Genomic DNA, 14,279 nt, shown 5'->3' with positions numbered 1-14,279 from the left:
TGCTGCCTTAAAAGATGGGACAACAACTTGTGAAAGCAAAGTAAGACAAGCTGTAGTTGTAAATGTTACAGATCCGGGTACGCCAAATATTGCAGATAAAGATCAAGACTTCTGTTTGATAAATGCACCAACAATTGCAAGTATTAATACAAATCCAGAAACAGGAAATATAGTTTGGTACGATGCCTCAACAGGAGGAAATGTAGTAACATCAGCAACAGCATTAACTACAAAAACGTACTACGCTGCTCTTAAAGATGCTACAACAACTTGCGAAAGCAATGTAAGATTAGCAGTTGCGATAAATGTATCAGATCCGGGTACGCCAAATATTGCAGATAAAGATCAGGACTTCTGTTTAATAAATGCACCGACAATTGCAAGTATAAATGTAAGTCCAGAGGCAGGAAATATAGTTTGGTATGATGCATTAACAGGAGGGAATGTAGTAACAGCAGCAACAGTGTTGACTACAAGAACGTACTATGCTGCTCTAAAAGATGCCGTAACAACTTGCGAAAGTAATGTAAGGTTGGCAGTAGTGGTAAATGTTACAGATCCGGGTACAACAAACATTGCGGATACTGATCAAGATTTCTGTTTGGTAAATGCACCGACAATTGCAAGTATTAATGTAAGTCCAGTAACAGGAAATATTGTTTGGTATGATGCATTAACAGGAGGAAATGTTGTAACAGCAGCAACAGCATTAACTACAAGAACTTACTATGCAGCTTTAAAAGATGCTGCAACGACTTGCGAAAGCAAAGTAAGACAAGCTGTAGCTGTAAGTGTTACAGATCCAGTTACACCAACAACAACTTCTGGAACGCAGGTTTTCTGTTCAGGAAATAATCCAACAGTAGCCAACATCCAAGTTAATGAAAGTAATGTGATTTGGTATAACGCAGCGACTGGAGGAACAATGATTGCTTCAAGTACACCATTAGTAAATGGAGATTATTTTGCAGTATTAAAAGATGCTGTAACAGGTTGCGAGAGCAGTAATAGATTAAAAGTAACCGTTACTGTTGGTAATTCAATTACACCGACAACTAATAATGCAGCGCAGGAGTTTTGTTCAACGACAGCACCAACCATTGCTAGTATTAACGTAAATGAAAGCAATGTATCATGGTTTAATGTTCCTTCTGGAGGAACTGCAATTCCTGCCGCCACTACGCTAACTTCTGGTATCTATTACGGAGAAATCACAGAAACTACAACAGGATGTAAAAGCGCAGCTCGCTTAAAAGTTACAATTACAGTAACAAATCCGAGTCCAACGCCAACTACAACAGATACAACACAAGATTTCTGTTCAACTGCTTCGCCTACTGTAGCAAGTATACAAGTTAATGAAGCAAATGTAATTTGGTATAACACCCAAACCGGAGGTACTGCTATTCCTGCTTCTACAGCTTTAGCAACCGGAACTTATTATGGAGCGGTAGCAAGCACTAAAAACTGCGAGAATCCTAATAGATTAGCAGTTGCAGTAACAGTAAATACGCCTGGAAGAATTACAACACCAAGAACAGCACAAATATTCTGTTTAGCAGCGTCACCAACATTAGCTAATATTCAGGTTAATGAAGCAAATGTGGTTTGGTATTCAACACCAACAGGAGGAGTTCCGTTAACTGCAAGTACATTGTTAACTGCTACGACATATTATGCAGATGCGCTTGTCAATCTTACAAATGGTTGTGGAGGAGCTTCAAGATTAGGTGTAACAGTTAGTTTTGAAAATGATGCTTTAGTTCCAATTACAACCAATGATGATACACCATGTGTTTTTCAAGGTGTGACTTATTCAATAGCAAATGGAAAATCAAATTACGTTTGGTCTGTAACTAACGGAACCATAATTAATGGCGGTGGAACATCAGATGATGATGTTACAATTTCATGGTCAGATATTGGACCGGGTAAAGTTCAAGTTACGTATATCAATACTTGTAATGAAACTACCACCAAGACTTTGGGTGTAACAGTTGCGACTTGTTCAGATATAACAATTACAAACACAGTCGATAATCCAACACCTAATTTTGGCGATCATGTAACCTTTACAGTGACTGTAAATAATGTAGGACAAGGTAGTTTTATAAATACCATCGTCAGCGAATTGCTGCCTAGCGGTTATGATTTGGTAAGTTCAAGTACAACAATAGGAGTTTATGACCCAAAGACACAGCTTTGGACGATTCCAACGTTGAATTCTGGTCAAAGTGCTATACTTACAATTGTGGCTGAGGTATTGCCAAGCGGAAATTATTTGAATGTGGCTACAATAGAAATTTCAACGCCACTAGATGTTGATGCTTCAAATAATTCAGCTTCAGTTTCGGTTACTCCAATTTGTTTAACAGTTTACAATGAATTCACGCCAAATAACGATGGAGCAAACGATCTTTTCAGAATCGATTGTATCGAATCATATCCAAATAATGAGCTGAAAGTTTATAACAGATATGGAGCATTGGTATATAGTAAACAGCATTACGAAAATGATTGGAACGGAACGGCCAATGTGTCGGGAGTAATTAATAGAGGAGATATGCTGCCAACAGGTACTTATTTTTATGTGATTACCATTGGAGATGGAACGGTTAAAAAAGGATGGTTATCTATTATGAGATAAGCGTTTTGATTAATCATCTAATTAATTAAACTAAATAAGTATCGTTATGAAACTATATATAAAATCATTAGAAACGTATTTTGTAATAATATGTTCTTTAATCACATTTTGTGCAACTGCGCAGCAAGATCCAGAGTACACACAATATATGTACAACACAATGGCGGTAAATCCAGCTTATGCTGGGTCTACCGGCAGTTTAGAAGCAGCTCTTTTATATCGTTCGCAATGGATTGGAATTCCTGGAGCACCAGAAACACAGTCATTTTCTCTTCAGACACCACTTCGCAACGAAAAGATTGGTTTAGGATTAAGTATTGTAAATGATAAAATCGGCCCGTCAGATGAATTGTATCTAGATGGAAACTTCTCTTATTCGATTCCTTTAGGTTACGAACAAAGATTAGCATTCGGATTAAAAGCGGGTATGCGAATGTTAAATATAGACTGGTCAAAAGGGAGATATTATGATTCAAACGATGTTTTACTCAATCAAAACATTAACAATCAGGCAAAATTGGCTGTTGGAGCAGGAGTGTATTACTATACAGATAAATGGTATGTAGGTTTATCAGTTCCTAGTTTTATTCAAAGCACTTATTACGATGATGTTCAGGAATCTGTTGATTATGACCGTTTACATTATTATTTAATGGGAGGTTATGTTTTTGACTTAAATCCAAACTTAAAATTCAAGCCCGCATTTTTAGTAAAAGCAGTGAGTGGAGCACCACTTACTGCTGATATTTCGGCAAATTTTATGATTGCCGAGAAATTTGTCATCGGTGCATCGTATAGAACAGATGATTCTGTCAGTATTTTAGCGGGTTTTCAAATATCTAAGAGTTTTTATTTAGGATATGCTTTCGATTACACAGTGAGCCAGTTAAATAAATATAACGATGGAACACATGAAATCATTTTGCGTTACCAGTTCAACAAAGGTCAAAGTAAAATTAAATCTCCTCGATTCTTCTAAAATTAAAAACCTATGAAAAAACTATATATCCTTAGTTTAGTATTGAGTTTGACATTTGGTTTTGCTCAAACTAATTTAAAAAAAGCCGATGCCTTGTTTAGAAACTATTCTTATCTCGATGCTTCAAAAGCCTATGAAGAATGTTTGCAAAACATTAAAAAACCATCGACACAAACGTTGAAGAACGCCGCCGATTCCTATTATTTTATATCCGATGCTCGAAATGCGCTTAAATGGTATAAAAAACTATATGAAGCTCAGGATAATAATATGACAGACGTTTATTATCTGCGATACATCCAAACAATGAAAGCAGTTATGGATTATGATGATGCTGATAGAATTACGAAAGAGTATCTTAATAAAAAAGGAGATCAAAAAGAGATTAATCGTTATGTGACTCAGAAAAAACAAATGGACAGTTTAGCGAAAACAAAATCGCTGTATCAGATTAAAAACTTGGATATAAACACCAATAAATCTGATTTTGGAGCTACTTTTTTTCAAGATAAAATCGTATTTACATCTGCAAGAGATACAACAAAATTTAGTCAAAAATTATACAACTGGAACAATCAGCCATTTCTAAACTTATATATTGCTGAAAGAAACGCTGCTGATGGAAATTTGCTCAATGCAGAATTATTCCTTCCAAACGTAATGACTAAGTATCATGAAGCTACAGCAACATTTGACAGCAGCGGAAAAACCATTTATTATTCGACAAATATTGTAAAGAAAAAGAAATTAGTAATTGACGAAAGTAAAACGAATAACTTTCAGATTATTAAAGGTTCAATAGTCAATAATAAACTAGAAAATTCTGAAAAAGTCTTCTTTGACAGTGACGATTACTCCGTAGGACATCCTTCTTTAAGCGAAGACGGTCAATTACTTTTCTTTGCATCAGATATGCCGGGCGGATTTGGCGGAACAGATTTATATGTGGTAAAAATTGCAACCGATGGCACAATGAATTCACCTAAAAATCTAGGGCCGAATATTAACACTCTTGGTAATGATCTTTTTCCATTTTTCAGAAACGGAACATTGTATTTTTCTTCCGATGGACATTACGGATGGGGAGATTTAGATGTTTATGAAAGCACATTATTAGACGACGGAAGTTTTTCAATACCGCGAAACCTCGGAGCACCTATTAATAGTAATAAAGATGACTTTGCATTTATTATTGATAAAACCGAAAGCTTCGGATACGTTTCATCAAATAGAGCTGGAGGAAAAGGAGACGATGATATTTATTCGTTTACAAAAGGAAAACCTACTTGCAATCAAAGCATATCAGGTATTGCAATTGATAGAAAATCCAGACTTCCCTTAACAGATGTTACCGTAATGGCATATAACTCATTTAGCGAAGTACTTGGCGAAACAAAAACAAATTTCGAAGGTAAATACGCTATAACAGTTCCCTGTGGAAAAGTAGTAAAAATGATTGCAGCAAAACCAAACTACAGCAGTGATGAAAAAACCGTAGAAACCACAAATGAAAACGAAGGTGAAATTAAAGATGTCAACTTCGAACTAAGCAATTATGATGATTTAGTAGTGAAAAAGCAAGGAGTTGAAAAAGTAGATGTAAAACCAATTTATTTTGATTATGACAAATACGACATTACACCTCTAGCCATCGAAGAACTCTCGAAAGTAGTATTTGTTATGAAGAAATTCCCAAATATCCGTATCAAAATTGAGTCACATACAGATTCGCGAGGAAAAGACGCTTACAACATGAAACTATCCGATAACAGAGCCAAATCGACACGCGATTACATCATTTCGCAGGACGTAGATCCTTCAAGAATCGAAAGCGCCATTGGTTACGGTGAAAGCAGATTAATTAATAAATGTAAAAACGGTGTAAAATGTACCGAAGAAGAGCATTTATTAAATAGACGTTCAGACTTTATTATTATCCAAAAATAGCGTTATATTTGCAATTTAATTACTTGATAGTCAGTATTGAAAATATAAAAGTAGAAACCATTTGGAAGTTGGTTTTGTTTAATTCTTTTTTAAGAATAATGGACAAGAAGAAAATCAGGCTGCATGATTTTGCAGCTTGATTTTTGATTTTAAAAACTTTCAATTCTTATGCTTTTTGAACAAAAAATAATCCTAATTTTGATATTCAATTATTCTCGATCAAAATCAGCATCATTTTATTATTTATGAGTATCCAAGAAAACATTCAATCTTTAAGAAACGAACTAAATCAGCACAATTACAACTATTATGTGCTGGATAATGCCACAATTTCAGATTATGATTTTGATCTTAAATTAAAAGAATTACAAGATTTAGAAAGTAAATATCCTGAGTATTTTGACGAAAATTCACCTACACAACGTGTTGGAGGAACCATAACAAAGAATTTTAAAACCATTGCACATCAGTACAGAATGTACTCGCTTGATAATTCCTATTCAAAAGAAGATTTAATTGATTGGGAAAACCGTATTCAACGTGTTTTAGGCAATGTAGATTTACAATATACGTGTGAATTAAAATACGATGGAGCTTCAATCAGTATAACTTATGAAAACGGAAAACTAGTGCAAGCATTAACCCGTGGAGATGGTTTTCAAGGAGATGAGGTAACCAATAATATTAAAACAATCAAGTCAGTTCCTTTACAATTAAAAGGAAACTATCCTGAAAAATTTGATATTCGTGGAGAAATCATTCTTCCGTTTGCAGGTTTCGAAAAAATGAATCAAGAGTTAATAGAGATTGGCGAAACACCGTATTCAAACCCAAGAAATACAGCTTCAGGAAGTTTAAAATTGCAAGACAGTGCCGAAGTTGCAAAACGTCCGTTAGAATGTTTGTTGTATTTTGTAACAGGAAATGATCTTCCGTTTACAACCCAATATGAAGGATTAGAAGCCGCAAGAAATTGGGGATTTAAAGTGCCAAAAGAAGCCAAATTAGTCAATAACATGCAAGAAGTGTTTGAATTTATTGATTATTGGGATGTGCACCGTCACGAATTACCTTATGAAACAGATGGTGTAGTAATCAAAGTAAATAGTATTCATTCGCAGGAAGAATTAGGATATACCGCTAAGTCGCCGCGTTGGGCAATAGCATACAAATTCAAATCAGAACAAGTTTCAACAAAATTAAAATCAATATCTTATCAAGTGGGGCGTACTGGTGCCATTACACCAGTTGCAAATTTAGAACCAGTGCAATTAGCAGGAACCATTGTAAAAAGAGCCTCATTGCATAATGCAGATCAAATTGAGAAACTTGATATTAGAATAAACGACACCGTTTTTGTTGAGAAAGGAGGCGAAATTATCCCTAAAATTATAGCAGTAGATTTAGATAAACGCCCAGAAAACTCAGAAAAAACAAATTATATTACACATTGCCCTGAATGTCAAACCGAATTGGTAAGAAATGAAGGCGAAGCCAATCATTACTGTTCTAATTTTTACGGCTGTCCGCCGCAGATTATTGGACGAATTCAGCATTTTATCTCAAGAAAAGCGATGGATATTGAAGGATTGGGAGGCGAAACAGTTGCACTGCTATTCAATAATGGTTTAGTACATAATTACGCAGACCTTTATGAATTGAAAGTAGAAGACATTCTTCCACTAGAAAGAATGGCGCAAAAATCTGCTGAAAACTTGGTTAAAGGAGTTCAAAAATCAAAAGAAATTCCATTTGAGAGTGTTTTGTTTGCTCTTGGAATTCGTTTTGTCGGCGAAACCGTTGCAAAAAAATTAGCCAAACATTATAAAAACATTGAAGCACTTAGCCAAGCCTCGCTAATGGATCTAATTTTAGTAGATGAAATTGGAGAAAGAATTGCCAAAAGTGTTATAGAGTTTTTTGAGAATGAAGAAAACAAACGCATCATAGAACGTTTAAAAAGTTATGGAGTTCAATTTGAAATAATTGAAAAAATCAACCCAAATGCTACTGAAAAATTTATAGGAAAAACTTTTGTTGTTTCTGGAGTCTTTAACACATTTTCTAGAGATGAATTAAAGAAAACAATAGAAGATAATGGCGGGAAAGTAGGAAGTTCTATTTCTGCAAAAACCGATTTTGTAGTAGCAGGAGATAATATGGGACCAGCTAAATTAGAAAAAGCAAACAAGCTGAATATTCCAATATTGTCAGAGGAAGATTTTATAAACAAATTGAATGAAAGCGAATAAACCATCGTTGATTTTATTTTTTTCAGCATTGCTGTTTACAGTCATTTTTGATTGGACAGGGCAGGATTTTTTAGCAATCTATGCTAAAGCAATCGTGCTTCCTGCAATTTTTATTTATTTTTTGATAAGCAACGATTTCAAGATTAGAAAAACCGAAGGATTTATTTTTCTATTTTGTTTTATAGGACAGGTTTTCGATCTTATGGACATCGAAATTTCTGAAATAGGAGGAGTGATAAGTTTCTTGATTGTATATCTGTTAATCATGAAACTTTTCATTTTCGAGCACGAAAAAATAATACTGAAAAAAAAGGACATTCTGCCAATATCTATCGTGGTAATATTTATTGTATACCTTTTAATCTCAGTGCTTAGTCTGCAATTTGATAAAATGAAAAGATTTAATGCAGTCTATACCATTTACGGTATAGTACTTAGTGTAGTGAGTTATTTTTCATTTGTAAGTTACATCACAAAAGGAACATTTTTGGCTTTATTAATGTCCCTGATGGCAATAAGTTATATTTTTTCGGATATATTCTATATTTTCAATGAATACTTTTCGTACTCAATTGTATTAGTCTTAATTCGAGACGTAACACAAATTCTGGCTTACTATTTTATGGTTGAATATTTCCTTGAAAAAGAGAAAAATAATAGAAAAGCGTTATACAACAATTGATCTAGCCTGATTGCTGTGCGCTTTATCTTTATCAAAGTAAAAATCAATTCGGCCTAAATTTATTCCATAGCAGCCAACTTGATTTACCAATACATTTTCTCCCGCCTTATTTTTAACAATAGTAGGTTTGTCAAGAAAAGTATGCGTATGACCGCCAATTATTAAATCAATATCCTGAGTAAGTTCAGCTAATTTTAAATCGCAGATTTTAGCAGAATCATCTCTATACTTATAGCCTAAATGCGAAAGACAAACAACTAAATCACATTTTTTCTCTTTCTTCAATAATTGAGTCATATCCTGAGCAATTTCAACAGGATCATTATAAACAGTTTCCTTATAAAGTTGTTTGTCAACTAATCCTGCCATTTCTATACCAAGACCAAAAACACCAACCTTAATACCATTTTTATTAAAAATCTTATAAGGTTTTACAAGCCCGTTCATGACCGTATTTTTAAAGTCATAATTAGAACAAATAAAATCAAAAGAAGCGTGAGGCATTTGCGCATACAAACCATCCAAACCATTATCAAAATCATGATTACCTATAGTCGAAGCATCATATTTCATCATACTCATTAACTTAAATTCAAGTTCGCCCCCATAATAATTAAAATAAGGAGTTCCTTGAAAAATATCGCCCGCATCTAATAAAAGAACATTTGGATTTTCCTGACGAATAGATTCAATAAGCGCCGCCCTGCGAGATACACCGCCCTTGTTTGGATTACGAGGATCATCAGCTGGAAAAGGATCTATATGACTATGAACATCGTTCGTGTGAAGAATCGTTAAATGTTTAACATCGTTACTTCCAAAACTGCTTAATGATAACCCTAAGCTTAATAAAGCAGTACTTGCAGCGGTTTTTTCGATAAATTCTCTTCTTTTCATTGTATATATATTTTTGCGGGAACGCTCGTATTTTTATTTTTTAGTAATTCTGTTTTTTTGACCGCTGATTTCACGAATTAATACAAATTGCTTTTTTAGCATTTTAAAATTCGTGGCGAACTTTTTACTCTTCAGTAATTCTAATGTTTTTAGGTACTGGAATAGTGTCAACTTGTTTGAAATAATCAATAAGTACATTTCGAAGCTTATAATTCAAATCAAATTTCTGAACATTTTTTAGGAAAAAATTCATACTGTCTCCGCCATTAGCCAAATAATCATTAGTAGCAACATAATAAACCTTATCGAGATCAAGAGGTTTACCCTGAATAAGTATATTTTTAGCAGTTTGATCCTTTGCAATCGTAAACGTCATTCCAGATAAAGGATGAGGTTTTTTCTCCTTAATAATATAAGCAGTCATTTCTAAAACCTGCTGTCCTTTTAAAGCCAGAACAACAAGATTATTTTCAAAAGGCATAATTTCAAAAGCCGATCTTGTAGTGACATTACCCTTTGGTAAAATAGCGCGAATACCGCCATGATTTAAAAAGCATAAATCAATATCTTTCTTTTCACGAGCCTTAAAAACAAGATTTCCTCTCTCTAAACAAACATCAGCCATTAAGCAGCCTATGCTAGTTTGCCATTTGCCGGTACTTTTGTCAAGAGTTTCAGGGCAGTAAGCTAGAATACTGTCTAAGTCTTTATTTATATGATCGCGATAAGGCTTTACAAAAGACTCAATTTCTGGTGTTTGTGCACTTTTTTCTGTAACAGGAATTTGTTTTCCTTCTATTTTTGTTAGATTGTATTTTTTAGTACTGCAGGAAAATATTGAAAATAGTGTTAAGAATATAACAAAAAGTTTTAAAAATCGGTTATACTTTTTTAGTTTTACCATTTTAAATGCGGCTTAAATAATTAATTTTGTAATTTGGTAAAAGTACTATGTTTTTAAATTATATAAAGGAATTTTTTGTAAAAAAATCATTAAAAAATAACTTGAATAATCTCAAAAACGAAGTCTTTACAAGCAATGTACAAACAATTGGTTTATTGGTTGATGAAAGCAAATTTCAGTATTCTAAAGAGTTAGTAAAAGAATTAACCCTTTATGGAATTGCTCCTGAAAACATAAAAATCGTTGCGTACAGAGATAAATTTAAAGTAAAAGAAACGTATTCAGAACCCACTTTTGGTAAAAATCATATCAATTGGAAAGGAGAGATTACAGAAGAATTTTTAAACGAATTTATCGAAACAGAATTTGATCTTTTGATTAGTTACTACGAAATCGAAAAAGCGATTTTGATGATGATAACCAACAGCTCAAAAGCTAAGTTTAAAGTAGGATTTGCTTCAGTAGATAATAGATTAAATCGCTGGATGATTAAAACCGAAATTGAAAATTATAAACTTTTCATTAAAGAATTGTTTAAGTATTTAAAAAGTATAAAATAAATTATAAATTAATATGCAATCATTAATAGGAACTGGTGTTGCACTTGTAACTCCATTTAAAAAAGACTTTTCAATAGATATCGAAGCCTTACAGCGTATCGTTAATTTTTCGATAGACGGAGGAGTTGAATATCTTGTAGTTATGGGAACAACAGCAGAAAACGCTACCTTAACACAAGAAGAGAAAGAGTTGGTTATAAACACCGTTATCGATGTTAATAAAGGAAGACTGCCTCTAGTTCTTGGAGTAGGAGGAAACAATACTCTGCAGATTGTAGAAGAATTAAAAACAAGAGATTTTTCAGCTTTTGAAGCTATACTTTCTGTCTCGCCATATTATAATAAGCCAACGCAAGAAGGAATTTACCAGCATTTTAAAGCAATTGCAGAAGCATCTCCAGTGCCTGTAATTTTGTATAACGTACCAGGAAGAACAGCAAGTAATATGCTGCCGTCTACAGTAGTTCGTTTAGCAAATGATTTTAGCAATGTAGTTGCCATAAAAGAAGCTGCCGGAGATATGGCTCAAGCAATGCAGATTATCAAAGATGCACCAAAAGATTTCTTGGTAATTTCAGGAGATGATATGATTGCTTTACCGATTGTTTTAGCAGGAGGAGCAGGAGTAATTTCAGTAATTGGACAAGGTTTTCCTAAAGAATTTTCAGAAATGATTCGTTTAGGATTGAATAAAAAAGTAAGCGAAGCGTTTAAAACACAATATTTATTGTCAGATTGTATCGATATGATTTTTGAGCAGGGAAATCCAGCAGGAATTAAACAAATCTTTCAAGCTCTTGGTATTGCTGACAATACAGTGCGTTTACCCCTCGTAACTGTTGATGATTCATTAGCTCAAAGATTAAATGATTTTGTAAAAGCGAGTATTTAGTAACTCTAAGATTATCGGTATTTTATTATACGAAAAAAATATTTTGCATTCGCTAAATTAATAACTAAATTTGCCACCGAAACTTCGGTGTGATTTTGCTTTGGCATAACGTCTAAGGAATCATAATAAAAGTAAGAAAATGAAAAAACTAGTATCTCTATTAATTATTGTTGCCCTTTTTTGTTCTTGTAGTGAATACCAAAAAGTGTTAAAAAATGAAGACGTCGCAGCAAAATTTGAAATGGCGACAAAAATGTATGATGCTGGAAAATATTCAAAAGCAATTCGTCTTTTTGAGCAATTAGCACCTACATATAGAGGAAAACCTCAAGCAGAAAAGCTTTTTTATATGTTTTCACAGTCTTACTATAAAACAAAACAATATTATTTAGCAGGATATCAATTCGAAAGTTTTGTATCAGGTTATCCACGAAGTGAAAAAGTACAAGAAGCAGCTTTCTTAGGTGCTTTCAGCTACTCAAAATTAGCGCCGGTTTACAGTTTAGATCAAGCAGATACAGTAAAAGCATTAGAAAAATTACAAGCGTTTATTGATAATTATCCAAACTCAGAATATCTTGCTCAAGCAAATGATGCTGTGAAGATATTAAATGGAAAGTTAGAGAAAAAAGCCTACGAGAATGCTAAAGGATATAACACAATTTCAGATTACAAATCAGCATTAGTTGCATTTGATAATTTTATTGCAGATTTCCCTGGAACACCATTTAAAGAAGATGCTTTGTTTTACAAATACGATTCAGCATATCAATTAGCAATTAATAGTATTCCATCAAAAATGGAAGAACGTTTAAACGTTGCGAAAGTTGCATACAATAATTTGATAAAGTTTAAAAGCGATACAAAGTACAAAGAAAAGGCAGAAGAAATGAATGCCAGAGTTGAAACAGATTTACAAAAATTTACTAAATAAATAAAGTCATGGATTTAAAAAAGACGAATGCTCCTGTTAACACAATAACTTACAATAAAACAGTTATTGAAGAGCCAACAGGAAATGTGTATGAAGCAATTACCATTATGGCTAAAAGAGCAAATCAAATTAATTCTGAAATAAAAAAAGAATTAACTGAGAAATTAGAAGAGTTTGCTACTTACAATGACAGTCTTGAAGAAGTTTTTGAAAATAAAGAGCAAATTGAAGTTTCTAAATTTTACGAAAAATTACCAAAACCACACGCTCTAGCTGTTCAAGAATGGTTAGATGGTAAAACTTACCATAGAAGTTCAAATAAATAATATAGTATAATGTCAGTTTTAAACGGGAAGAAAATTTTACTAGGAGTTTCTGGTGGAATTGCAGCGTATAAAACAGCCTCATTAGTACGACTTTTTATAAAAGCAGGTGCACATGTCCAAGTGATAATGACACCTGCTTCTAAGGATTTTGTAACCCCGCTTACATTATCTACCTTATCAAAAAATCCTGTACATTCTAATTTCTTTAATCAGGACGATGAAGATGCTGTATGGAACAATCATGTAGAATTAGCTCTTTGGGCTGATTTAATGTTGATTGCGCCCGCAACTGCAAATACATTGTCGAAAATGGCTAATGGAAATTGCGATAATCTTTTAATCGCAGCCTATTTGTCAGCCAAATGTCCTGTTTATTTTGCTCCGGCAATGGATTTAGATATGTATAAACACCCATCTACATTGTCTAGTTTTGCTTCTTTAAAACAGTTTGGAAACATTATGATTCCTGCTGAAAATGGTGAGCTTGCAAGTGGTTTGTCTGGTGAAGGACGTATGGCTGAACCAGAAAATATTATCGCTTTTTTAGAGGCTGATTTAGAAAGTAAATTGCCTTTGAGAGGGAAAAAAATACTAGTAACTGCTGGACCAACATACGAAGCAATAGATCCTGTACGTTTTATAGGAAACCATTCCTCAGGAAAAATGGGGTTTGATATTGCAAATGAAGCTTCAAAACTTGGAGCCGAAGTTGTTTTAGTTGCAGGACCAACACATTTAAAAGTTAAAAACCAGTCTATTGAAGTTGTAAACGTTACGTCTGCACAAGATATGTATGATGCTTGTCATTTGCATTTTAAAAACGCCGATGTAGTAATTGCAGCGGCAGCTGTAGCGGATTATAGACCAAAGGAAGTAGCTTTACAGAAAATAAAGAAAAATTCAGACGAATTTTCTATCGAGCTGGAAAAAACAAAAGATATATTGTCATCTTTGGGAGCAGCTAAAGAAAAACAGTTTTTAATTGGCTTTGCTTTAGAAACTGAAAATGAAATTGAAAATGCTAAGCTGAAAATTCAGAAAAAAAACTTAGATTTGATTGTTTTAAATTCCTTACAAGATGAAGGAGCTGGATTTAAAAAAGAAACCAATAAAGTTACTTTTATTGATAAAAACTTCAAGATCGAGCCAATGGAATTAAAATCTAAGGAATTTGTAGCAATCGATATTTTAAAGAAAGTAGTTTCGTTTTTCTCTAAATAGTTAGGATTTAATACAGCATCTTAAAGCAAATTTGAGAT

General features: G+C 33.4%; 12 protein-coding genes. 10 read left to right on the top strand and 2 right to left on the bottom strand.

What is annotated here, in order from left to right; all coding sequences use genetic code 11:
- The 5 genes from BOW55_RS12110 to BOW55_RS12090 all read left to right on the top strand — a co-directional run.
- A partial coding sequence (locus tag BOW55_RS12110) for a gliding motility-associated C-terminal domain-containing protein (RefSeq protein ID WP_129024331.1) occupies positions 1-2,647 on the top strand: 2,647 nt, incomplete at its 5' end.
- A 46-nt stretch (positions 2,648-2,693) separates the two neighbouring features.
- Complete coding sequence (locus tag BOW55_RS12105; protein ID WP_129024330.1) at positions 2,694-3,626, top strand: type IX secretion system membrane protein PorP/SprF; 933 nt, start codon at positions 2,694-2,696, stop codon at positions 3,624-3,626.
- Positions 3,627-3,638: 12 nt separating this feature from the next.
- Positions 3,639-5,573 carry an OmpA family protein gene (locus BOW55_RS12100; RefSeq protein WP_129024329.1) on the top strand — a complete coding sequence of 645 codons (1,935 nt, stop codon included), beginning with the start codon at positions 3,639-3,641 and terminating at the stop codon, positions 5,571-5,573.
- A 245-nt stretch (positions 5,574-5,818) separates the two neighbouring features.
- Positions 5,819-7,825 carry an NAD-dependent DNA ligase LigA gene (ligA, locus tag BOW55_RS12095; RefSeq protein WP_129024328.1) on the top strand — a complete coding sequence of 669 codons (2,007 nt, stop codon included), beginning with the start codon at positions 5,819-5,821 and terminating at the stop codon, positions 7,823-7,825.
- Entirely contained in the window at positions 7,812-8,507 is a 696-nt protein-coding gene (locus BOW55_RS12090; RefSeq protein WP_089056055.1) for a hypothetical protein, read from the top strand. Before ligA ends, BOW55_RS12090 begins: the two co-directional genes overlap by 14 nt.
- Here the strand turns inward: BOW55_RS12090 and BOW55_RS12085 are convergent.
- Positions 8,493-9,404, bottom strand: a complete 912-nt coding sequence (locus BOW55_RS12085; RefSeq protein WP_129024327.1) for a bifunctional UDP-sugar hydrolase/5'-nucleotidase — start codon at positions 9,402-9,404, stop codon at positions 8,493-8,495. The two genes, BOW55_RS12090 and BOW55_RS12085, sit on opposite strands and share 15 nt — an antisense overlap.
- A 124-nt stretch (positions 9,405-9,528) precedes the next feature.
- Complete coding sequence (locus tag BOW55_RS12080) at positions 9,529-10,308, bottom strand: 5'-nucleotidase C-terminal domain-containing protein (protein ID WP_129024326.1); 780 nt, start codon at positions 10,306-10,308, stop codon at positions 9,529-9,531.
- 47 nt (positions 10,309-10,355) lie between these two features.
- Between BOW55_RS12080 and BOW55_RS12075 the strand changes: the two genes are divergently transcribed.
- From BOW55_RS12075 to coaBC, 5 genes are all read left to right on the top strand, one after another.
- Positions 10,356-10,868 (top strand): hypothetical protein, encoded by a 513-nt coding sequence (locus BOW55_RS12075; RefSeq protein WP_129024325.1) that lies wholly within the window; start codon positions 10,356-10,358, stop codon positions 10,866-10,868.
- 13 nt (positions 10,869-10,881) lie between these two features.
- Positions 10,882-11,760, top strand: a complete 879-nt coding sequence (gene dapA / locus BOW55_RS12070) for a 4-hydroxy-tetrahydrodipicolinate synthase (RefSeq protein ID WP_129024324.1) — start codon at positions 10,882-10,884, stop codon at positions 11,758-11,760.
- Between the two features lie 139 nt (positions 11,761-11,899).
- Complete coding sequence (locus BOW55_RS12065; RefSeq protein WP_129024323.1) at positions 11,900-12,694, top strand: outer membrane protein assembly factor BamD; 795 nt, start codon at positions 11,900-11,902, stop codon at positions 12,692-12,694.
- Positions 12,695-12,702: 8 nt separating this feature from the next.
- Positions 12,703-13,020: a DNA-directed RNA polymerase subunit omega gene (locus BOW55_RS12060; protein ID WP_008463064.1), complete on the top strand. Its 318-nt coding sequence runs from the start codon at positions 12,703-12,705 to the stop codon at positions 13,018-13,020.
- A gap of 9 nt (positions 13,021-13,029) precedes the next feature.
- Positions 13,030-14,241: a bifunctional phosphopantothenoylcysteine decarboxylase/phosphopantothenate--cysteine ligase CoaBC gene (gene coaBC, locus BOW55_RS12055; protein WP_129024322.1), complete on the top strand. Its 1,212-nt coding sequence runs from the start codon at positions 13,030-13,032 to the stop codon at positions 14,239-14,241.
- The last annotated feature ends 38 nt before the right edge of the window (positions 14,242-14,279 follow it).

The sequence above is a fragment of the Flavobacterium sp. YO12 genome (assembly GCF_004119495.1).
Classification (GTDB): domain Bacteria; phylum Bacteroidota; class Bacteroidia; order Flavobacteriales; family Flavobacteriaceae; genus Flavobacterium.
The sequence above is the reverse complement of the archived record's forward strand: the minus strand, read 5'-3'. Positions and strand labels throughout refer to the sequence as shown.